This window comes from Streptomyces sp. NPDC005494 (assembly GCF_042872025.1).
Lineage (GTDB): Bacteria > Actinomycetota > Actinomycetes > Streptomycetales > Streptomycetaceae > Streptomyces.
This window is the reverse complement of record NZ_JBIAJR010000002.1, coordinates 112,378-134,701: the sequence shown is the minus strand read 5'-3', so window position 1 is coordinate 134,701 and position 22,324 is coordinate 112,378. Positions and strand designations below refer to the sequence as shown.

Here is a 22,324-nt window from a genome sequence, read left to right as displayed (position 1 = left end):
CGAGGGTGCCCGGACATCGCGGGCCTCAGACGTCCGTGCGGATCACCACGGCGAGGGTGCGGGGGCCGTGGACGCCCTCGACCCGCTCCAGTTCGATGTCGGAGGTGGCCGACGGCCCGCTGATCAACGTCGTCGGCCTCTCCGGAACCAGCCGGGCGACCGCCTCCGGGACCCCGGTCACCACCGAGGACAGGTCGACGACACAGACGTGCAGGTCGGGCACGAGGGACAGGGCGCGCCGGCCCTGGTCCGGCGATCCGTCGAGGAAGATAGTGCCGGTCTCGGCGCAGCTGACGGCCGAGGCGGTCACCACACCGTCCAGGGCGTCGAGGCTCGGGGCCGGAATGTCCGCCGAGTCCCGCAGCACCTCGCCGTCGTAGGTGGTGAGCCACTGCTCGTCCAGCCCGGGCGGTACGCCGATGCGCCGGGCGCCGTTCTCGCGGAGTACCCCGGCGATCACTTCGGCGGTCCGGTCGGCCGTACAGGGGTGGACGCGGGCCTTGTAGTCGACGAGCCGGTCGGTGAGGAGCGCCAGGCGTTCGCCGTCCGGGAGGGTACGGCCGACACGGTAGGCCCGGGGGATCTCGGCGGCTGGGGCGGGCGCGAGGGCCAGGGCGTCCCTGATCCGGCCGAGCACGGTGTCGCGTGCGGTGTCACCGGGCGCTGTCACTGGTCCTCCTCGGGAGCTTCGGCCGCCCGGCGGGCGCCCTCTTCGGCCGCCGCGCGCATCGTCTCGGCGCCCTCGGCCGATGCCAGCCAGGAGCGGAAGGACTGCTTGGGCGGCGCGGAGGTGTCACGGCTGTCGCTCCAGCCGCTGAGCGGGGCGGGGAGACGCGAGATCGTACCGTTGCGTCCTCCGGCGACCCTGCCGAGGGAGGCGGCCTTCTGGGCGGCGGTGAAGAGTTTCGGCTGTCTCATCAGCCCGGCCGCCGCCTTCATGGCCAGCTTCTCGGCCGTGGTTCCGGACTGTTCGGTGTGCTGGTGGCGCAGTTCGACCAGCATCGAGGGGATGTCGATCTTGACCGGGCAGGCGTCGAAGCACGCCCCGCAGAGACTGGAGGCGTACGGCAGGGAGCTGTTGGGATCGTTCTTCGTCGCGTGCATCCCGGCGAGCTGGGGGGTGAGCACCGCGCCGATCGGACCGGGGTACGTCGATCCGTAGGCGTGGCCCCCGGCCCGTTCGTACACCGGGCAGACGTTGAGACAGGCCGAGCAGCGGATGCAGTTGAGGGCTTCGCGGCCGATCGCGTCGGCGAGGGCGGCGGTGCGCCCGTTGTCGAGCAGGACGAGGTGGAAGTCCTGCGGACCGTCGCCCGGGGTCACGCCCGTCCACATCGAGGTGTACGGGTTCATCCGCTCGCCGGTCGACGAGCGCGGCAGCAGCTGGAGGAAGACCTCCAGATCCTGATGGCGGGGCAGCACCTTCTCGATACCCATGACGGTGATGAGCGTGTCGGGCAGGGTGAGGCACATCCGCCCGTTGCCCTCCGACTCGACCACGGCGAGGGTGCCGGTCTCCGCGATGCCGAAGTTGGCGCCCGATACGGCCACCTTCGTCGTCATGAACTTCTCGCGCAGATAGGCGCGGGCGGCGGCGGCGAGGTGGGCGGGCACGTTGTCGAGGTCCGGGTCGACGCCGGGGATCTCGTCGAGGAAGATCTGCCGGATCTCGTCGCGGTTGCGGTGGATGGCGGGCACCAGGATGTGCGAGGGCTTGTCGTCGGCGAGCTGCACGATGAGCTCGGCCAGGTCCGTCTCGTACGGGGTGATGCCGGCCGCTTCGAGGTGCTCGTTGAGGCCGATCTCCTGGGTGGCCATCGACTTGACCTTGATGACGTCGCGGCTGCCGGTCGCTCTGACCAGCCGCGTGACGATCTCGTTGGCCTCCACCCCGTCCCGCGCCCAGTGGACGGTGCCGCCGTGCTCGGTGACCTTCCGCTCCAGTTGTTCCAGGAGTTCGGGAAGCCGGTTCATGGTGTCGGTCTTGATCGCCGATCCGGCGTCGCGCAGCTGCTCCCAGTCGGGGAGTTCGCCGGTGACGTGGAGACGCTTGGTGCGGATGGTGCGGGTGGCTCTACCGAGGTTGCGGCGGAGCTGGTCGTTGCGGAGTTCGTCGTGCGCGGCTTCGGGGAACTTCCGGTCCCCGCGCAGGTTTCCCGTCCCGTAGGGGGATCGGGGCGGCGCGGCCGGCATGCCGAGGAACGTGCTCATCGGGCGACCTCCGTCAGGGCGTACGGCGCGGTACGGGTGGAGCCCAGGATCTGGGCGAGGTGCAGGGTGCGCGTACCGGACCTGATGCGGGAGAGCCCGCCGCCGATGTGCATCAGGCAGGAGGAGTCCCCCGCGGTGCACACATCGGCCTGGGTGCCGGCGATGTGGCGCATCTTGTCCCGGAGCATGGCGGTGGAGGTCTCGGCGTTCTTGACCGCGAAGGTGCCGCCGAAGCCGCAGCAGGAGTCCGCCTCGGGAAGCTCGACCAGGTCGATGCCCTCGACGGCCCGCAGCAGCTTGAGCGGCTTGTCGCCGACCCGGAGCATGCGCAGGGAGTGGCAGGTCGGGTGATAGGTGACGCGATGCGGGAACCAGGCCCCGACCTGGGTGACGCCGAGGACGTCGACGAGAAGTTCGGAGAGCTCGTACGTCTTGGACTTGACCGTGGCGACGCCCGCGCGCAGCGACGCGTCCCCGTACCGCTCGGCGACGATCTCGTGCTGGTGCCGTACGGAGCCGGCGCACGAGCCGGACGGCATGACGACCGCGTCGATCGAGGGGTCCCCGAACTGCTCGGCGAAGTTACGCACGAGCGGGACGGGTTCGCGCTGGTAGCCGGTGTTGACGTGCATCTGTCCGCAGCAGGTCTGTCCCGGCGGGAACACCACGTCGTGGCCCAGGCGGGCGAGCAGCACCGCTGTGGATCTCACCGCCTCCGGGAAGAGCGTGTCTCCCAGACAGGTGGCGAAGAGTCCGATGCGCATGGGGCCTCCCCGGTCGATTTATGGTCCGACCATACTAGCCTCGGTCCGCATGGGGAAGCATGCGGCCGCTCCCGGTTTCCGGCATGGCGCCCACCGCCTCCCGCACCCTCCGCGTCCTGCGGGACGGAGCGGTCAGCACGGCGAGGCAGCCGACGATCAGGAGCGTGCCGGCCCAGCCGAGGAGGGGCAGGCGTTCACCGACGACCAGCACGGCGAGCACGGCCGCCACGGCGGGCTCCAGCAGCGAGAGCGTGGTGGCGGTACTCGCCGCCACGTGCGCGAGGCCCCAGCCGAACAGCACGTATCCGGCGAACATCGGCACCAGCGCCATGTAGACCCCGACAGCCGCGTTGGACCAGGAGTGGAGGAGCGGCCCGCCCGTGAACAACAGCACCGGCAGGAGCAGCAGAGCTCCCAGCCCGAAGACGGAACCCATGGCCGCCCGGGAGCCGGTCCCCCGGCTGATCAGGCGGTGGGCCGCCCAGGAGTAGAGGGCATAGGTGACCCCGGCGGCCAGGCCGAGCCCCACCCCGAGCACGGTCTCCCCCGCGGAGCGGACGCCCCGGCCGGAGTGCGCGCCGGCCGCTTCGGCGACGCAGAGCAGCACCGTGCCGGCCAGCCCCAGCGAGGCGCCGGCCATCCAGCGGCGCGTCAGGCGGCGGCCGTCGACGGCACGCTCGATCACCGCCGATGCGAGCGGCGCGGAACCGATCGACACCACGGTCCCCGCGGCCACCCCGGCGAGGTGCATGGAGGAGTAGAACGCCGGCGGGTAGGCGGCCACCGCCAGTGCGCCGAGCAGCACCACGCCGCGCTGGGCACGCAGCCCGGACCGTTCCGCGGCGATCCGGCGGACGGCCACGAGGGCCTGGAGCAGCCCGCCCACACCCATGGCCGCGGCACCGATGGCGAGGGGGCCCACTCCGGGGGCGAAGGTGGCAGCGGTGCCGGTGGTACCCCACAGCACCGAGGCCAGGAGTACGCACAGCGAGCCCTTGCCCACCGGACCTGCCACGGGCACCCCGGGCCGCCTCACAGCCGCTCCAGCAGGCCGGCCGCCATGGTCCGGGCGTGCCGCAGGCGCGTGCCGCCGCCTTCGAGTCCGGCCCGCGCCATGGCCCCTTCCAGCAGGAACGCCAGATGCTCCGCCACGGCGCGCGCCTCCTCGGGCCGGCCGGGGAGCAGTTCGCCGAGGTGCCCGGCGAGCAGGGACTCGACGTCCTCCTTGTGGCGGCGCACCACGGCCCGCCCCTCGTGACCGGCGGGGAGCTCGGCCGCCGCGTTCAGGAGCCCGCACCCGCGGAATCCGTGCTCGTACGCGAAGTCCGCGTGATCGGCGTAGGCGTCGAAGACGGCCAGCACGCCGCCGCGGGCATCACTCACCGCCGCCAGCCGGCGCCGGTAGAGGCCGAGCCACTCCTCGTGACGGGCGTCGAGGTAGGCCATCACCAGGTCCGCCTTGGAGGCGAAGTTGTTGTACAGGCTCATCTTCGCCACGCCCGCTTCGGCGGTGATGGCGTCGATCCCGGTCGCCGACACCCCGTCCGCGTAGAAGCGTTTCGCCGCGGCGGCAAGCAGCCGGGCGCGGGCGGTTCCCCGCCTCTTCGTGGGGTGCGCCGCCGGGGCGGGGGCCTCGCTCATGACGTTCCTCCCTTACTAGGTAGGTCAGTCTACCCAGTAAGGGGGTGGCCTCCGCGCCGAGGGGCCGCCTCACCTCGCAGACCCTCACGTCGCCGGCCGGACCGCCGAACATCTCGGAGACCTCACGGTGCAGGCCGGACCGCCGCACCTCGCGGACCTGCACAACGTCGGCCGGACCGCCACACACCTCGGAGAGCCCACGTCGCCCGCCGGCCGCCCGCAGGGACTTCGGAGCCCGCGTCACAGAGGCCCGACGACCTTCTTGTGCATGTGGTTGTAGATCACCGACGTCCGTACGTCGGCGAGTTCCGGACGCTTCGTCAGCTTGTCCAGGACCACCGCGTGCAGGTGGTCGGTGTCCCGGACGGCGACGTGCACCAGGAAGTCGTCCGTCCCCGTGAGGACGAAGACCGAGATCACCTCGGGCATCCGCACGAGGAACGCCTGGAAGGCCTCGATCACCGCACGGGTGGGCGGGCGGACCCGCACGGCGATCATGGCCTGCAGTCCGCGGCCGATGGCCGTGAGGTCGGCCTCCGCGTGGAAACCCGTCAGGATGCCGCGCTGACGCAGCGACCTGATCCGCTCCAGGCACGTGGAGGGAGCGATACCGAGCACCTGGGCCATGTCCCGGTTCGTGCGCCGACCGTCTTCCTGGAGCATCCGTACCAGTGCCGAATCTAGTTCGTCCATGCTCGTCCCGCCCTGCTCGAATCCGAAGGTAATTCGGATCTTAGCGCAAAGATCGATGTGTTGTTAGCCTCCTCGCGATTTGGCTGACCTTTGTTCGGTCATGGCACGACAACGGCGGCCCCGACGATGGCATGGAGAGGGCGACTTCGGATGAGAGAACGAGGACCCGGCGCGTGGGCGGTGTGCGCCGTAGTGGCCGCCGCGCTGTTCTGGAGCAGCTCGTACGCGGTGACCAAGCGGGTACTGGAGGACGTCGGCCCGCTCGGCATCGGCGCCATCCGGTTCACCCTCGCGGCGTTGATCCTGGGCGTGGTGGTGCGGATGCGGCGGCACGGGCCGGCCCGGCCGGACGCACGGCAGCGACGGCAGCTCTATCTGAGCGGATTCCTCGGCATCACCGTCTACTTCATCCTGGAGAACGTCGGCGTCGACCTGTCCACCGCGTCCGACGCCTCGCTGATCGTGGCCACCTACCCGCTGATGACGATTCTGCTGGAACTGGCCGTCTTTCGCACACGGCTGCCGGCGACGCGCGTGGCGGGGGTGCTGCTGGCCACCCTCGGCGCCTTCCTCGTCGTACGCAACGGAGCTCAGGTGGGCGGGAGTTCACGCTGGCTGGGGGACATCCTGCTGCTGCTCGGCGGGGTGGCATGGGCCGGCTACAACGTACTCGGCAAGCGCGCGGGCACGGGCCAGGACGCGGTGGGCGTCACCTACTACCAGACCCTGGCCGGCGCGGCCGGTTTCCTGCTCGCGTCCTTGCTGGAGGCCGGCGACCGGCGGATGCCGGACGCGACCGCGTCGGCACTGCTCGTCCATCTGGCGGTCGCGTGCTCGGTCGGGGGCTTTCTGCTCTACAACTACGGTCTGCGCAGGATGGCGTCGAGCGTCGCCGTGAACGTCCTCAATCTGGTCCCGGTCTTCGGCGTCATCGGCGCCGTCGTGATCAACGGGGAGTCGATCCGGGCGGCCCAGGCTGCGGGCGGGGTCATCATCATCGCCGGGGTGGCGCTGGGAATGATCGAGCGGGGGCGCGAGGCCGCGGCGCCGCGGGGAGTGCCGCCGCGTAAGGCGATGGAGGCCGACAGCCCGGGCGCGGCCGGCACGCCATGACGGAAGGGGCGAGCCCCGGAAGCTACAAGCCCCTCACGAGGCGTCGTTGTCGTCGACGAGCGTGCCGTGCAGGCCCCGGATGTGCTCCTCGACCAGGTCGGCGGCCTCGCCGCCCCGCCCCTCACGCACCAGTCCCAGCAGTCGCTCGTGCTGGGCGTTGAGCGCGGTCGCCGTCGCCGGCCAGTCTCCGGTCTCCTCCAGAGCCCGCAGGATCAACGGGCGGACGGACTCACGCACCGCGGAAGTGAGCGTGGAGGTCAGCGCGTTGCCCGAGCTGCCGGCGATCAGCACGTGGAAGCGGGTGTCCAGGTCGTTGAACTCCGCCACGCCCACGTCCGGCTCCCCCATCCGCCGGACGAGCTGCTCCGCCGCGTCGAGGTCCTCCGGTGAGGCGTGCCGGGCGGCGGCCGCCCAGCTCGACCGCTCCAGGACGACACGCGCCTCCAGTACGTCGTGGAGGCTGTAGCTGCCGAGCGCGAAGTGCAGGCGCAGCAGTCGGCCGAGCGCGTCGTCCGGGTTGCGCACGATCCGCGCGCCGGAGTCGGGGCCACGGCCGGGCTGCGCGACCAGGACACCGATGGTCTCCAGCACCCGGAGCGCCTCACGCAGCGCGGACCGGCTGACGCCGAGCACCGGCGCCAGCTCGCGCTCCGGGGGGAGGCGGTCGCCCGCTCTGAGCTCCCCGGCGAAGACCTGTTCCTCGATGCTCTGGAGCACGAGCTCATGGGTGCGGGACTGCCGTACGGGCTGCCACTCGACAGGCATCCACTACTCCCTGGTCCGGGCGAAACGCATGGACCGACTATGTCACACAGGAGCTGTGGTCGGACCAAATCCCGGGGTGACTCAGCGTGGGCGCGGCACCGCTGACCGGCGGCCTGACCGCCGGCGCGGTTCGAGGAGCTGCCCCGCCATGCCCGCCACCACGAGACCGGCGGCGATGAGCAGACCGTGCCCGATCACGATGCCGGCCACCAGGGCCACGATGCCGGCCGCGAGCCACAGCCAGACCTGGCGGGGCCGCGACTCGCGCGGGGCGTCCCCGCGAGGAGCGCCGCCGGACGCGCCGCCGTCGTGATCGCTGCCGTCCTGTGCGCCGCCGTCGTGCACGGGCCGGTACTCGATGCCGCTCAGCCGCTGGTCGTAGTGGGCCATGGTGACTTCCCTCCCGGATCGGAACCCGTTGGGCCGGACTCCATCGTCGGCGCCGGCGGGGGCGGGTGGCCATCGGGGATGACACCCATCTTCGCGGGGGCCGGCCATGCAGACGCGGCCGTGCGGGCCGGTCGAGGCCCGGCGGCGCGCCGCACCGGCGATAGTGGAGGCAATCGTCCCGACCGGGTACCCGTCCGAAGGAGGCCGTGCGGTCTTGTCCCTGTTCTGGCGCATCTTCCTGCTCAACGCCGCGGTCCTGGTGGCGGCCGGCGCCCTGCTGCTGCTCGGCCCCATCACCGTGTCCGCGCCGGTGGTGCTGACCGAGGCCCTGATCCTGGCCGGCGGGATGACGCTGATGCTCGGCGCGAACGCGTTGCTCCTGCGGCTGGGCCTCGCCCCGCTGCAGCGGGTCAGCCGGGCGATGACGGACATCGATCTGCTGAGCCCCCGGCCGCGGCCCGAGGTCGCGGGGCAGGGGGAGGTGGCGGCCCTGATCGAGACGTTCAACAGCATGCTGGACCGCCTGGAGGCGGAACGTGCCACCAGCAGCGCGCGGGCCCTGTGGGCCCAGGAGGCCGAGCGCCGGAGGGTCGCGCAGGAACTGCACGACGAGGTGGGCCAGACCCTGACCGCGGTCCTGCTCGAACTGAAGCGGGTCACCAACCACGCCCCGGAGCCGCTGCGCCACGAGCTCGCCCAGGTCCAGGAGATCACCCGGGGCAGCCTGGACGAGATCCGCCGCATCGCCAGGCGGCTGCGCCCCGGAGTGCTGGAGGAGCTGGGGCTCGTCAGCGCCCTGACCGCCCTGACGACCGAGACGCCGACACCGCGAGGGCTGACGGTCAGGAGGCGGATGGAGAAGGATCTGCCGCCCCTCGGCGAGGAGGCGGAGCTCGTCGTCTACCGCATCGCCCAGGAGGCGTTCACGAACACCGTCCGGCACGCCGGGGCCGGTCTGCTCGAACTCTCCCTGCGCCGCAGCCATGACGGGGTGCAGCTGCGTGTCCATGACGACGGCCGGGGCATCGGTGACGCCCAGGAGGGCGCCGGCCTGCGCGGCATGCGCGAGCGCGCCCTGCTCATCGGCGCCACGCTCACCGTCGGCCCCGGCGCGACGGGCGGAACGGACATTCGCCTCGATGTACCCGTACGGAACGGAAGTGCCTGACCATGCCCCACTCCCCCGCCGGCTCCGCGAAGACCCGCATCCTGCTCGCCGACGATCACGCACTGGTCCGCAGGGGCGTGCGGCTGATCCTGGACGGCGAACCCGATCTCCAGGTCGTCGCCGAGGCGGGCGACGGCGCCGAGGCGATCGAACTGGCCCGCGCCGAGCGCCCGGACCTCGCCGTCCTCGACATCGCCATGCCACGCCTGACGGGGCTGCAGGCGGCCCGGGAGCTGTCCCGGGTCATGCCGGAACTGCGCATCCTGATGCTCACCATGTACGACAACGAGCAGTACTTCTTCGAGGCGCTGAAGGCCGGCGCCTCGGGCTTCGTGCTGAAGTCGGTCGCCGACCGGGATCTCGTCGAGGCGTGCCGGGCCGCCATGCGTGACGAGCCGTTCCTGTACCCGGGCGCGGTCACCGCCCTCATCCGGAACTACCTGGACCGGGTCAGGGAGGGCGGCGACGTGCCGGACCGGGCGATCACCGAGCGCGAGGAGGAGATCCTCAAGCTGGTCGCCGAGGGCCATTCGTCGAAGGAGATCGCCGGCATGCTCGTGATCAGCGTCAAGACGGTGGAGCGGCACCGGGCGAATCTGCTGCAGAAGCTGGGGCTCCGCGACCGCCTGGAACTCACCCGGTACGCGATCAGGGCCGGGCTGATCGAGCCGTAGGCCCGCTCGGCCGCCGTACGGTACGCCCCTCGTCGTCCCGCGCGACACATGCCGATGCCGGGTGCGTTACGAACTGGTCCGGCTCCGCCCGGACTTGTCCGCCGTCCGGCGAGGTGCGCACGTGCACCTGGGACGTGACTACGACCACGCTGTGCGTTTCATACGTTTCTCACCCAGTGCGCCTACGGTGCTCTTGTGACGCAGATGACCCCGCCCGGCTGGCATCCAGACCCCGGGCACTCAGGAATCGGCCCCGTCCAGGAACGCTGGTGGGACGGGAGCCGCTGGACCGACCAGCTGCGGCCGTCGCCCGCGACGGTCAGGCGCCGCCGCATACGCATCGGGGCGGGCATAGCCGCCGGTGTCGTCCTGCTCGCCGCCGTCGGTGGCGGCGCGTACGTGCTGGGCGACAGCTCCGACGACCGGGTCGGCAGCTCGGCGGACGCTCCCGCAGGCCCTTCCGGGCCCTCCGCAAGCCCTCGCGTCCCGGGCGCACCGGGCGGCGGGGAGGACGGCGGCCAGGGGCAGGGCCCCGGCCAGGAGATACCGGCCGAGGACGGCTACGCCACCGACGCGGCCAGCGGGATCAGCATTCCCGTCCCCGACGGGTGGACCGGCCAGTCCGGCCCCATCGGCGCCGGCCTGACGACCGGTGAGTACGCCTGCCCGGGCGACGAGAGCCAGACGTGTGTGCGCGGCGGGGTGTTCTCCGCGCCGGCGCAGGCCCTGAAGGTCGAGGCGACCACGGCGAAGGCCGCGGCGGAGGCCGACATCGAGGCCAACGCCGAGGAGTCGTACGGGGAGAAGGTCTACGGCGGGATCACGTCGCACAAGGAGCTCAAGTCCGAGGCGGTGACCGTGGCGGGCCAGAAGGGCTACCGGGTGCGCTGGAAGGTGGTGACGAAGAACGGCGACGACGGCTACGTCGAGTCGCTCGCCTTCCCCTCCCCCAACTCCACGGACATGCTGGTCGTCGTCCGTTCCGGTTTCGACGTCCACGACAAGGCGCCGAAGCTGTCCGTGCTGGACGACATCACCGAAGGCATCAAGAAGGCCGCGTCGACCGGCTCGGGCCGGACCACCTGAGGCGACCCCGCACGGCCGCTGTTCCGGGCCGTGGGGGGGGGGGGGGGGGGCCCCCCCCCCCGCCCCCGCCCCCGGCGCCGCCCCCCCCCCCCCGGGGGGGGGGGCCGGGCCGGTTAGGGGGCCGCCAGCAACCCCCCCCCCCCCCCCCCCCCCCCCCCCCCCCCCCCCCCCCCCCCCCCCCCGCCCCCCCCCCCCCCCCCCCCCCCCCCCCCCCCCCCGGCCCCCCCCCCCCCCCCCGCGGCGCGCGGGGGGCCCCCCCCCCCCCCGGCCCCCCGGGGGGGGGGGGGGGGGGGGGGGGGGCGGCCCCCCCCCCCCCCCCCCCCCCCCGGCTCGCGCCCGGGTCACGGACCCGCACGGGCTCGCCGAGTCCTCGGCCCACCGCGGAGCCGACACCGAGCACCCGCGCTGCGCCGGGGAGTTCGGTCCCGGCTCCACCGGCCTACGCTCTTCCGCCCAACTCACCGGCGCGAACAGTCTTCTGGACCGCCGACGACCAGCCCTGGATCCCTTCACGTGGTCCGGGGCTTTCGCGTGCGCACGGCCGCTGTTGAAGAAGCCGGCGGACCCCGCCGCAGTCGGCTCGAGGGGTACTCCGTATGCGGAACGGCACCCAGGCCCCCGGAGCAGATCCGCACCCACCTTCCCCGCGCACTTGCGCGACCAGGTATCTTGCATCGCATGGAACCAGGTGATTCGACCAAGCAGGCCAGGGCAGCCGCCCAGCTGCGTAAGGGCGTCCTGGAGTACTGCGTGCTCGCCCTGATGCGGGACCGCCCCCGCTACGGCGTGGAACTCCTGCATGCCTTGGAGGACTCCGGCGCTCTGGCCACCAGCCAGGGCACGGTCTATCCGCTGCTCTCCCGGCTGCGCCGCGACGACCTGGTCACCACCACCTGGCAGGAATCCGCCTCGGGCCCTCCCCGCCGCTACTACGCACTCACCGACAACGGCCGTACCGCGCTCGACGAGTTCACCCGCGTCTGGCCCGGCTTCCGCGACGCGGTCGACACCTTCCTGAACACCTCACCCCTCTCCGACGGAGACCCCGCATGAAGACCTCTTCCGATCTCGTACGCGACTACCTCACCACCGTCGAGCGCGAGGCCTCCGCACTCCCCGCCGACCGCCGCCAGGAACTCCTCGCCGACCTCACCGAACACATAGAGGTGACCCGGGCAGAACGCCCCGGCGCCGCGATCGGCGAGATCCTCGCGGAGCTGGGCGACCCTCGCACGATCGCGTCGACGGCGCTGGCCGAGTCGGGGAACGGGACCGCCGGGACGCAGACCGGAGACGATGCGGCGGCACCCGCCCGCCGCGGCAAGGTGCACCCCCTGGTCCCGCTGGTGATGCTCACTCTCGCGCTGCCGTTCGCCATGGTCTTCCCCGACCTCCCCGGCCCGGCGTTCGCCTTCGCGTTCCGCATCACCGGCGCGGTACTCCTCTGCACCTCCGTGCACTGGAGCACCGTCCAGAAGACCACAGGCGTACTGATCACCGCCGTCCTGCCGACGGTCGTCATCGCCGCGTGGAACCTGTCCAGCGGCGGCCCGGAGGGCGACACCCCGGCCCTCGTGGCCAACGTGGCGATGCTCGCCCTGCTCGTCGGCACGGCGACATGGCTCTGGCGCGCCCGCCGCGCCTGAGGCGCCGTGCCCGGTGCGGCGGGTCCCCCGGAACCTCGATGCGACTGGCCTCGGCTGGGCCGCCGCCACGCGCGGGAAGGCGAACCCGGGCCGGGACGCGGAGGGCGTGTGCGACGCAGGAGATCCAGCAGGTCGTCCACGCCCTGACCGCCGCGCGCCGCCCTGCCGGAAATCAGGCACACAGCGCGTTTCTGCCATCGGAGTTCGGTCTCCCGGCGAGGGACCGAACCCATCGTGGCCGGAGCTGCGAGCCGCCCGGACATGCGGACGGGACCGGATCAGAACAGTGAGTTGTCGCCCCTCAACCGACGCCGCAGAAAGGTGGAAAAGGTCTGGTCCTCCAGGTGTGTGAGCGCGGTGCCGCTCCGCTCGATGTAAGCGATGCGCCAGTCCTCGGGCGAACCCTGGCCTGCGAGCCAGCCGAACATGTGCCCCGGTGTCTCTCCCCACTGCAGGAACAGCCGGTCCTCGTCCAGCCACCGCAGCCCCGGGGTCTCCGGCCTCGCCTCCACAGGAAACACCCGGATACCGGCGACGACCCCGCCGGGGAATTCCTTCATGATGGCCAGGTAGTCGGCCGGAAGGGCGCCGAACGATTCCTTCACGGCGCGGTCCAGCAGCTCCTCCGCGTACTGCCGGACGCCCGGGACACCGATACCCCGGACCTTGGTGATGATTTCCTCCACCGCCCCGATGTCCGGGTTCGCCAGCGCGGTGGCCGTCGCGCGCATGTCGTCGGCGACATTCCAGAACGAGCCCGCCTCGTATTCCTCGTAGGTCTCCCACGCGGGAACTCCTTCGGGGCGTCCCAGAAGGGCCCGCGCGATGAACTCCGACGCGGAGAAAGGAAGGTCCAGCCACAGCTGGAAATCGGAATCCGTGAGGACGGTCGTCCAGTTCGCCGTGTCCGGGTCGGTGGTGTCCCACAGCAGCACGCCGTCACGGGCGGTGCGGCCCCACGGCACCATGCCGCCGGGCTGCGGGAAGAAGGACGACGGAAGCTCGTGCTCGCGCGTGCGCAGGGATTCCTCCATGTCCGCGAGGCGCAGGGCGGTTTCCTCCGTGAAGTCCGGCAGCGAACGCACGGGGACATCGGGCCGGCTGAACAGTACCGAAGCCGCGATCACCCCCGGCGGCAGCGCCTGGACCAGCAACTCGAAGTCCTCGGGAACGACTTGCCCGTGACCGCCGTCCTGCGCCCGCACCGGGGCGTCGAGACCGAGCAGCCGGATGACGTCGAGATGATTCATGTGTTCCTCCGTGAACGGCATCGGCGGTGGGGTGGGCAGCCGCCGGCCGCTCACCCCACCGCCTCATCTGTGCCGGATCAGCCCCTCAAGGGGACTTAAACTCCGGACCCTATCAGTCGCGAGAATGTGCCTGATGAGCTCGATACGTACATGTGGACTCCGATCGGATTGGTCCTGTTGGGAACGTAGACCGGAACGGACTGGTAATAGACCCGTTCTCCCAGTTTGAGGCGCCTTTCGATCTCGTACTCGACAGCCCGCATGTCGGTCTGGTTCGCGGACTTCGTCGTCGGGACGATGTTCTGCCGGAGGTGAGTCCCGCCGAATTCACGGGCGATCAGGTGAGCCCGGTTCCACTCGTCGGCGCTGCCCTGCAGGTTCCAGCCGACCGGGTTCTGCGGCTCGCTGGTGTTCCTGGGCGCCGGAGCGTCGGAATTCAGGCAGGCGAACCCGCCGGTGGCCCGGCCCTGTGTGTCCACCGGGGTGTTCCACACGGTGCTCGGCCCGGAGGAGTCCTGGCACTTCTTGTTCTCCTCCCCCGCGCGGTCGATCAGCTTGCGCTGGAGGGAGGTGTCCTCGGTCGCCTGTGACGACGTGAGGCCCTGGAAGATCCGGACCAGCATGGATACCGCTGCTCCGGTCGTGGTTCCCTGCGGGCCGCTCTTGGGCGCGGAGGGAGCCGGTCCCGGCGCCGGCGAAGGCGTCGGCCCGCTGCTCGACCCGCTGGACGAGCTGGAGGAGGCCAGGTCCTCCGCGGACGGCATCAGCTGGCTCAGCGCCGTCGCCGCGTCCTGAAGGTTTCCCTGGCCCTCCGGCGTAGCCGCGTACAGGGCCGTCACCAGGGCCGCCCCGGCCCACCAGACCAGCGGGATGGCGAAGTGGCCGTCCATCTCGACGAAGCTGGTGGGGTTGCCGCCGGAGAACGCGTAACGGTTGCCGGTGAACGGGTCCGCGCCCAGGTTCATGTCGGCGAGGGCGCCGTTGTACATGTCCCGGGTGGTGAAGCGGTTGAGCCCCGGGCTGTAGTCCCGGAAGCCCATGTCGTACGTACCCGACTGGGCGTCCCAGCGCTTGGAGTTGAACCGGTAGGGGTTGTACTCCTGCTTCGTCGGATCCGCGACGTCCGGCTTGTCGATGCCCGTGAACTCGGACTTGTCGTCGGAGCCGTAGGCGGTGTAGCCGTACGTCGCCTTGGTGTCACCGTCCTCGTCGGTCAGCGTCTCGACGTCACTGTGCGAGTTGTAGCCGTAGAAGCCGTCCTCGCTCGTGCCGTCAGCGTTGTGCTTGACCTGGGAGAGACGCTCGCCCCACGGGCTGTACTGGTACGACTTGGTCAGCCGGCCGGCGACCTCCTCGCTCAGCACCTCGCCGGACAGGCCGAGGTAGCTGAAGTCGGTCGTCTTGCCGTCCGTCGTCTTCGAAGCGGTGCGGTCCAGCGGGTCGAACGTGAACTTCGTCGACTTCATCGCGCCGGTCCCGTCCATCTTCTGGGACTCCACGACGTGGTCGAAGCCGTCGTACACGCTCCTCTCGATGACCTTGCCGCCCGCGGTGACGGACTCCTGCCGGCCGAACGGGTCGTAGGCGTAGGTGGCCGTCGAGCCACTGGTGGTGGCACTGAGCAGCCGGTTGCGGTCGTAGTCGTAGACGGTGGTGACGTCCTTGACCGTCTGCCTGACGACGTTGGCGTTGTCGTCGTGGACGTACGTCTCGGTGCCCGCGCCGGTGCCGGTCTTGACCGACTTGGCGAGCCGTCCCACCGGGTCGTAGGTGTAGTCGGTGGTGGAGTCGAGATACGCCGCGTGGTTGTCGGCGTTCATCTTCTCCGCGACGTCCTGCGCCTTGTTCCCGTTCAGGTCGTAGGCGTAGGTGTGCGAGGAGACGAGAGTTCCGGAGCCCTTCTTCTCCGTGGTCGACTTCAGGTCACCGCCGAGGAGGTAGGTGTGGTCGACGGTGTTGTTGTTGGCCTTGGTCTCCTTGAGCCGCTGCCCGCGGTCGGTGTACGTGAACGACGAGACCTTCGGCGACGCGTCCGTGGCGGACTTGCCCACCGAGATCGTCTTGACCAGCTCGCGCAGGTCGTAGGTGTACTCGGAGAACTGGCCGGGGTGCGTGACCGTGTCTGCCTGGCCGTTGCCGTCGTAGGTGTACGACGTGGCCTTCTTCTCCTGGCCCGCGAGGGCCTCGGTCACCTTCTCGACCTGGTTGAGGCCGGTGTAGGTGACCGTGTAGGCGTCGATCTTCGCGCCGGCCGAGGTGTCGTCGATCGAGGTCAGGTTGCCGTTGACGTCGTAGGCGTAGGCGAAGGAGTTCTTCTCGGTGTCCGTCTCGCCGGCCGTGTCACGCACCAGCTTGACGGCGTCGGCGGCCACGCTGCCGGAGCTGCTCTGCTCCACCTCGAGCTGGGCGTCATTGCCCTGCTTCAGGCTGTAGGAGCCCAGCGGCACCCAGGTCCCGGCGCCGGCCGTCTGGTCCTTGGTGACCGGGGGCTGGGTCGTCGCCCCCTGCGACAGCGTGTACTTCGCCGCCGTCGCCGCGCCCGTCACCTTCGGGTACTTCACGTACGCGGTGTACGAGCCGTCCTTCGGGATGTTCAGCGTCCAGGTGAAGGCATCGGCGCCCGTGCCGGCCGCGTGCCTGCGGTGGTCGTAGCCCTGCTGGCCGGCGAGGTCGCCGGCCGTCCAGGTGCCCGTGGCGGAGGTGTGCTGGGTGTCGGAGTTGTCGACCAGCACCACCGACCTGCCCACCGGCACGCCGTCGTCCGCCTTGGACTTGAGCTTGCCGTCGGGGTAGTACGACTGCGTCATGGTGCGGTCCGAGGAACCGCCCGCCGACGTGAGCGTTCGGGCCTTCTGCTGCCCGAGCTCGGTGTAGTCGTACGTCGTGGTGATGTCCCACGGATCGGTGGACTTCCGCGACCAGCCGTTGTCGAAGTACTCGAAGACCGTGTCGTTGCGGACCGTCTGGCCCTCCGACGGCGGCAGCGACTGCCGCTCCACCCGCCCCACCGCGTCGTACACCGTCTGCGTGTAGACGTTCGGATCGTTGTTGCCGGCGTCGTTCGGATCGTACGGCTGGAACTGCCTGACGGGCCGGTTCAGCGCGTCGTACTCGGTACGCGCGGTGAAGTCGTCCGCGGTGGCTGTCGCCACACCCCTCGGAGAAATCACCTTGGTGGTGTTGCCGGCCTGGTCGTACTCGTACTTGGTGGTACGGAACGTGGTCTGGTCGTACGGGACCTTGACCTCGGTCTGCTTGCCCCGCTCGTCATAGGTGTAGGTCGTGGTGCTGCCCACGGCGTCCGTGGTCGTGAGGACCTGCGAGTCCTTGTCATAGGTGCGCGAGGTGACCTTGCCGGCCGCGTCCGTGGAGGTGGTGAGCCGGTGGTTCAGGTCGTAGGCCATCTTGGACGTGTAGTCCGTGGCGTCGGCGGTCGCGTTCTTCTTCGGGTCGACCACCACGTCGGTGTTGCCGACGTCGTCGTACGAGTAGGAGATCTTGTCGCCCGCGGAGTTGGCCGCCGAGGTGAGCTGGTAGATCTCGTCGTAGTGGTTCGTGGTGACGTAGTCGGTCGCGTCCGTCGTCGTCAGCGAACCCTTCGGCTCCGTGACGGTCCTGAGGTTGCCGACCTTGTCGTACGTGTAGGACGTCCTCCGCTCGGGGGACGTGGGCGTGTCCTTGGGCGCGGTGGCGGACTTGAGCTGGTCCGCGGCGTCGTAGACCGCGGTCGAGACCGCGCCGTTGGGCGCCGTCGACGTGGTGACGTTGTCGTTGGCGTCGTAGACCGGGGCCGGGGTGGTGATCAGCTCGCCCGCGTCCTGGACCTTCGGAACCGTGTTCACCTTCGGCCGGCCGAAGGTGTCGTAGGTCTGCGTGGTCTTCTTGCCGAGCGCGTCGGTGACCTCGAGCACCTGGCCGCGCTCGTCGTAGAGGTACGACGTGCCCTTGCCCAGCGCGTCGGTGATCTTCGCCGGGTAGCCGGTGGGGCCGAACTCGCCGGTGGTCGTCGGGTTGCCGTTGGCGTCGGTCGCCTTGGTCAGCCGGCCGTAGGCGTCGTACTCGTACGACGTGGTGTAGTCACCCGCCGTCGTGGTGGCGACGCCCTTGGGGTCGGTGACCGCTTTCAGGTTGCCGAAGGCGTCATAGGCGAACTGCCACTTCCGGCCTTCCGGAGAGGTCTTGGTGGCCAGGTCGGCGGAATAGCCGTCCGCACGCGTCTGATACGTGTACCGGGCCGAGTTCGCCGGGAATGTGCCAGGCGCGCAGTCCGAGGACGGCGGAACGCCGGCCTTGTTGCTCTCCGCGTCCCTCTTCCAGAGCGGGTGTCCCGTCTTCTGTTCGTAGCAGTACGCGGTCTTGGCGCCGTTGGCCTCCTCCAGGTACGTGACGTTGTTGTCCGCGTCCCACGACAGCTTCGTGGTCTGCGCCTTGGCGTTCGTCGTACGGACCGGCCGGCCGAAGTCGTCCGACACGTAGTCGGTGGCGTGCGACTCCGCGTCGGTCACCTTGGTGGCGGTGAACTTGGTGTTTCCGGCGTCGGCCGCGTAGCCGAACCCGGTGACGCCCTGCAGACGCTCGGTGATCGTCTTGGTCCACCAGTGGTACTTCGGGTCGTCACCGGCCTGCGGCGCGTAGTACGACATCGCGGTGGCGTTGCCGCGGGGGTCGGTGGCCTTGACCAGCTTGACGTTCTTGTTGCCCTGCGTGGCGTCGTACTCGAAGCCGAACACCTTCGGCTGGGCGGAGCCGGCTCCGTCGGTCAGCTTCGTCAGCAGACCCTTGTCGGAGTACTCGAAGGCGAACGTGCGGCCCGATATCTCGGTCATCGACTTGATGTGGTCGATGATCTTCGGGTTGGAGCTGTCCGTCTTGGTGTAGTACTCGATGGTCAGCGACTGCCGGCCGGACGGGTCGGTGAGGTAACGGAGGAACTTCGTCGGCTTGTTGTTGGACTTGCGCTCCTCGTAGGTGTAGGTCTGCGTGTTGCCGTTCTTCTCGACCAGCGACGTCAGGTAGCCGTCGCAGCCGAAGAGGAACCGCGTCCCGTCGGGACGGGTCAGCGTCCACGCGTCCGGGATCGGGTCCTTGAGCGGGGTGCAGTCCAGACCGGGCTTGGCCGCCAGCTTGTAGTGGACGCCGGCCGGGGCCTTCCACGTTCCGTCGTCCTGCTTGCGGAACACGTGGGTCGTGCCGTCACCGTCCGGGAGCCGGATCTCGGTCGGGTTCGGCTTGGGGTGGAACTCCAGCGGTGCGCCGAGCCGGATCGGGCCGGACGCCTGGAAGGACCAGCCGTGACCGGAGACCGTGTCGGAGGTGTCCAGGCTGTTGTACGCGAACCGGGCGAAGGTGGTGACACCGCGGCCCGGGTTGGTGAACGCGTTGTACTGCCAGACGCTGTTGCCGGACGCCAGGTTGTTCATGACGGTCGAGCCGGCACCGGTGTTCTTGCCCGTGTAGGAGTAGAACTTCTCCATGCCGAGCTGGTTGGAGGTCGGGTCCTCCACCGCCACGTTCTGCTTCAGGCCGGGGATGCCCTCGGTGCCCGAGGCCCACGTCCCCGCCGTCTTGTCGTACACCTCCCAGGTCAGGGCGTACTCGGTGAGCTTGTTGCCCGAGTCCGAGTTGATCGGGGTCTTCACCTGCGCCTGCAACTGGACGGATTCACCGGGCGCCAGGTCGCTCGGCAGCGCGGTCCGGATCTGGTTGCCACCGCCTGTGGCGTCGGTGCCGTCCGGCAGGGCCCACTTGTAGGTGAGGACATGGTCGGCGGCGTTCCACGTCGACGCGGTGGTGTTGGTGAGGGTGAAGTCGACCGTGTAGTCGGTGTTCGGGGTCATGCGCGCCGGCGTCTGCGGCGCGTAGTACGTCGATTCCGTGGTGGAGTCGATGTAGGTGACCACGATTCTGGGCCGGAGCTTCGGCTCGGTGCCCTCGGAGGACAGGAAGAGGGTCCGCTCCTGCGAGGCCGCCTCGTCCGCCATCTTGACGGCCACACCGCGCTGGGAGGCCGGGGTGGTCACCCAGGACTGCGCGAGTGAGGTCACGTTCCAGTCCTGGCGGGCCGGGTCGTTGGTCTTCGCGCCGGTGTCAGCCGCAACCGCGCCGAAGTCGCCGCCTGCGGCGGTCCAGTTCGTCGTCGCGTCCGCCTTGGCCCAGGTCGCGGTGGCCTCGTCGAAGTCACGCGTCAGGGGCCGCAGTTCGTAGACCGCCCCCGCGGTGTCCTGGGTGGTCTGCGTGCTCCACAGTCGTACGGTCGCGTCCAGCACCCGTGCCGTGGCGGGGATGCCGAGGGCCGGGAACCTCAGCAGGGCGCGGGTGTCGCCGTAGGTCGCGGAGTTGTTGCCGACGCTCAGCCAGTTCTTGGGGCCACCGTCGTCGATCGTGTCGTGGGTGAGCGTGGTGCGGGCCGAGGACAGGGTCGTGTCCTGCGAGGCGGGCAGCACCTTCGTGGTGCGTCCGGCCTTCGGCAGCCGAACGAGCTGCGTCGGAGCGGCGACGACCTGCCCGTCCTTCGTCTTGACCGCGACCATGTAGTAGTAGGCGCGGCCGTACGGGTCGGGATCGTCCGCCTTCGTCGGCGTCGCCGCCGTGTCCGTGAACGACGTGGTGGCCGGCGCCACCGGGGAGACCAGCGTCGCGGCCGACGGCGTGAAGGTCTGGTTGATCGAACGGTGGACCTGGTACTCGACGATGTCGTCGGCGGTCCCGATCGGGTCCCGGTCCTGGTACGCCGACCAGGACAGTTCCGCCCCCGTGTCGTGGATCGTGGTCGGGGCGGCGAGGTCGACGCCCTGGCGGCCGAAGGTCAGTACGAGACGTGGGTAGTTGGCGGTCTCGCCGTCGTACCCGAACTCGCTGCCCTCGTAGCGGGGGCCGCCCTTGGGGCCGTTCGCGCTCTCGTCGCCGGCCTTGATCACGAAGCCGTTGTTGACCTGGGCGCCGTCGATCCAGGACTGGACGGTCTTGGTGACGGGGAAGGTGTGCCAGGTGTTCAGCTCGCCCGGCTGCTTGGTGACCACGCCGCCCTTGGTGAACCGGACGGCATCCGCGATCACCGACGTGCTGGTCGACGCCGGACCGTCACCGAGAACGATCTTGCCCAGGGTGCCGGCCTTGAACGGGTGCGAGCCGAGCGTCTTCCACACGCCGGCCGTGCCGGCCTGCTGGTCGACCGTGTACGCCTTCGTCCCGCCGGCGTACGTCACGGTGTACGGGGCGTTGGTGGCGCGGTCCGAGGCCGGGACGTTGTGCGCCTCGACCTGATAGGTGCCGTCCTCGGGGAGGCTCGGCTGCCAGGTGTACGTGTCGCCCGCGGCCGAGTCCTTGTTGTAGAGGTAGTCCTGGTTGACCGCGTACTGCGTGTACGCCGTGTTCCCCGACGCGGGCCAGGCGCCGACGGCTGCCGTCCGTCCGGCGTCGCCGTCGTCCACCACGACCGCCGTGCCGGACAGCTCGCCGGTGATCGCGTTGGCGCTGTTCCAGGTGGCCTGGTCCTCGGTCCACGGCTGCGTGGCGCGGTGCGCCTCCAGCTGGACCTGGGTATCGCCCGTGGTGTGGAACTGGTCGTAGTACAGCTTCAGATCTGCCGAGTCGAGCTTCGTGCCGGCCGGTACGCCGGTCAGCGGGAACCGCATCAGCGCACGCGACGATCCGGTGCTGGTGTTCCCGACCGACAGCCGCCAGTTGTCGTCGTAGTTCGTCCCCGGACCGTCCGAGGAGATCATGACGTCCTGCGCCGTCGTCGGCGTCGGAGCGATCGAGATCGTCGGGTCGACCGTCACCGGGTACTGCCGCTCCGGCGCGGACAGCCACTTCGCATCGGGGGTTACCGTCAGCTTCCAGCCTTTTCCGGCCCTGGTCAGCTTCTGGGTGACCGTCTTGCTGTAGGCGAACCCGTACGGCGACCGGGCGTCCTTCCTGGCGTCCGTCATGAACGCCGCGGGGATCACCATCACCGGGTGGGCGGCCTCGCCGTAGAAGGAGACCGAACCGTCCTTGCCCGGCTTCGGCGTCAGCCCTTCTGCGTCCAGAGTGAAGGTGAAGGAGACCGGGCCCGTGGGCTTCCGGTCCAGGACCATGTTCTCCTTCACCCGGCCAGGACCGACCTGGTACGACAGGTCCGCACCGGCCACGGCGTCCTTGTACGTGACGGTGTCGCCCTTGGCGACGGGGGTGAGCTTGCCCGCGCCCTCAAGGCCCAGAGTCACCGCGTGCCCGTCACCGGACTCGAAGCGGAGCAGCCTTTCGGCGTCCGATCCGAACCAGCTACGGGCAGCATTCGTCGTATTGGCGAAGTCGAAGCCCTTGGAGCCGGTCGGGGTGACCGTCGGGTCGATGTCCTTCCACGACTTCCCCGCCCGGTACCCGGTCGGCGTCGCCGACACCTCGGCCTGCACCCGGCCGTCGGACAGCTTCCAGTACCGGGCGTTCGCCGTGCGCTCGCCCGTCAGTTCCGCGACGCGCTTCGCCTTCCCGGCCGCCTTGCCCTTCGGCAGCTTCTCCCGGCTCGGCAGCACCGGGGTCCCGCCGGTCGACGGCTCCTCCGGCTCGTCCGGCTCGCCCTCGTCCTCGTCCTCCGAGAACCAGCCCGCGAAGCTATCGACGATACCCTCGCCGTCGGCATTCGAAACCGGTGCCGCATAGGCGACTTGTGGCAGCATGGCACCGGCGACCGCCGAAACCACGAGGCAGGCTATTGCCCGCCCGTATCTGACTTTCACGCCATTCCCTTCATCGGCGCCCATCCCGCACCAGGCGAAAAAGGCGCACCGACGCGCCGGCGCGGGCACTCCGTCGCCGTTCACGGTGGACCTGACCTCGACCGGAGCACCTCAGGGCATGCCGAACCAGGCCACCTCCCACATACGGAAAAATGGCCTCGCCAGAAATGAGCCGGTCGCAGCGGGCAGATTCTGATCACGGG

16 protein-coding genes are annotated in these 22,324 nt (G+C 70.3%); 6 read left to right on the top strand and 10 right to left on the bottom strand.

The genetic code is table 11. From position 1 onward, the window contains the following. Positions 1–25: 25 nt before the first annotated feature. From ACFYQ6_RS06425 to ACFYQ6_RS06400, 6 genes are all read right to left on the bottom strand, one after another. Positions 26–670, bottom strand: coding sequence for an LUD domain-containing protein (locus ACFYQ6_RS06425; protein WP_361573250.1), 645 nt, complete (start codon positions 668–670; stop codon positions 26–28). After that, positions 667–2,211 carry a lactate utilization protein B gene (locus ACFYQ6_RS06420; protein WP_361573252.1) on the bottom strand — a complete coding sequence of 515 codons (1,545 nt, stop codon included), beginning with the start codon at positions 2,209–2,211 and terminating at the stop codon, positions 667–669. The genes ACFYQ6_RS06425 and ACFYQ6_RS06420 overlap by 4 nt, the downstream gene beginning before the upstream one ends. Continuing rightward, entirely contained in the window at positions 2,208–2,975 is a 768-nt protein-coding gene (locus tag ACFYQ6_RS06415; protein ID WP_361573254.1) for a (Fe-S)-binding protein, read from the bottom strand. Before ACFYQ6_RS06415 ends, ACFYQ6_RS06420 begins: the two co-directional genes overlap by 4 nt. A 34-nt stretch (positions 2,976–3,009) precedes the next feature. After that, entirely contained in the window at positions 3,010–3,996 is a 987-nt protein-coding gene (locus tag ACFYQ6_RS06410) for a DMT family transporter (protein ID WP_388761086.1), read from the bottom strand. An 11-nt stretch (positions 3,997–4,007) separates the two neighbouring features. Continuing rightward, positions 4,008–4,616, bottom strand: a complete 609-nt coding sequence (locus tag ACFYQ6_RS06405; protein WP_361573258.1) for a TetR/AcrR family transcriptional regulator — start codon at positions 4,614–4,616, stop codon at positions 4,008–4,010. Positions 4,617–4,856: 240 nt separating this feature from the next. Then, positions 4,857–5,309 carry an Lrp/AsnC family transcriptional regulator gene (locus tag ACFYQ6_RS06400; protein ID WP_388761083.1) on the bottom strand — a complete coding sequence of 151 codons (453 nt, stop codon included), beginning with the start codon at positions 5,307–5,309 and terminating at the stop codon, positions 4,857–4,859. Between the two features lie 150 nt (positions 5,310–5,459). Here ACFYQ6_RS06400 and ACFYQ6_RS06395 point away from each other — a divergent pair, with 150 nt between their 5' ends. Then, complete coding sequence (locus tag ACFYQ6_RS06395; protein WP_388761080.1) at positions 5,460–6,422, top strand: DMT family transporter; 963 nt, start codon at positions 5,460–5,462, stop codon at positions 6,420–6,422. 33 nt (positions 6,423–6,455) lie between these two features. On the opposite strand, the gene ACFYQ6_RS06390 is transcribed toward ACFYQ6_RS06395, so the two are convergent. Further along, positions 6,456–7,187: a FadR/GntR family transcriptional regulator gene (locus tag ACFYQ6_RS06390; protein WP_388761078.1), complete on the bottom strand. Its 732-nt coding sequence runs from the start codon at positions 7,185–7,187 to the stop codon at positions 6,456–6,458. An 81-nt stretch (positions 7,188–7,268) separates the two neighbouring features. Continuing rightward, positions 7,269–7,577 (bottom strand): hypothetical protein, encoded by a 309-nt coding sequence (locus ACFYQ6_RS06385; protein WP_361573266.1) that lies wholly within the window; start codon positions 7,575–7,577, stop codon positions 7,269–7,271. A gap of 214 nt (positions 7,578–7,791) precedes the next feature. Between ACFYQ6_RS06385 and ACFYQ6_RS06380 the strand changes: the two genes are divergently transcribed. From ACFYQ6_RS06380 to ACFYQ6_RS06360, 5 genes are all read left to right on the top strand, one after another. Then, on the top strand, positions 7,792–8,745 hold the full coding sequence (locus ACFYQ6_RS06380) for a HAMP domain-containing sensor histidine kinase (RefSeq protein WP_388761075.1): 954 nt from the start codon (positions 7,792–7,794) through the stop codon (positions 8,743–8,745). 2 nt (positions 8,746–8,747) lie between these two features. After that, positions 8,748–9,419: a response regulator transcription factor gene (locus tag ACFYQ6_RS06375; RefSeq protein ID WP_361573270.1), complete on the top strand. Its 672-nt coding sequence runs from the start codon at positions 8,748–8,750 to the stop codon at positions 9,417–9,419. Positions 9,420–9,623: 204 nt separating this feature from the next. Then, positions 9,624–10,505, top strand: coding sequence for a DUF2510 domain-containing protein (locus tag ACFYQ6_RS06370; RefSeq protein ID WP_361573440.1), 882 nt, complete (start codon positions 9,624–9,626; stop codon positions 10,503–10,505). Positions 10,506–11,183: 678 nt separating this feature from the next. Then, the gene (locus ACFYQ6_RS06365) at positions 11,184–11,558 is read left to right on the top strand and encodes a PadR family transcriptional regulator (protein WP_361573272.1); all 375 of its coding nucleotides are present in this window, start codon (positions 11,184–11,186) and stop codon (positions 11,556–11,558) included. Continuing rightward, a complete protein-coding gene (locus tag ACFYQ6_RS06360) occupies positions 11,555–12,151 on the top strand; it encodes an HAAS signaling domain-containing protein (RefSeq protein WP_361573274.1) in 597 nt (198 codons plus the stop codon). The genes ACFYQ6_RS06365 and ACFYQ6_RS06360 overlap by 4 nt, the downstream gene beginning before the upstream one ends. A 278-nt stretch (positions 12,152–12,429) precedes the next feature. On the opposite strand, the gene ACFYQ6_RS06355 is transcribed toward ACFYQ6_RS06360, so the two are convergent. Together ACFYQ6_RS06355 and ACFYQ6_RS06350 are read right to left on the bottom strand one after the other, a co-directional pair. Beyond that, a complete protein-coding gene (locus tag ACFYQ6_RS06355; protein WP_388761071.1) occupies positions 12,430–13,401 on the bottom strand; it encodes a hypothetical protein in 972 nt (323 codons plus the stop codon). Positions 13,402–13,496: 95 nt separating this feature from the next. Next, positions 13,497–22,085, bottom strand: coding sequence for a DNRLRE domain-containing protein (locus tag ACFYQ6_RS06350; protein WP_388761068.1), 8,589 nt, complete (start codon positions 22,083–22,085; stop codon positions 13,497–13,499). Positions 22,086–22,324: the final 239 nt, after the last annotated feature.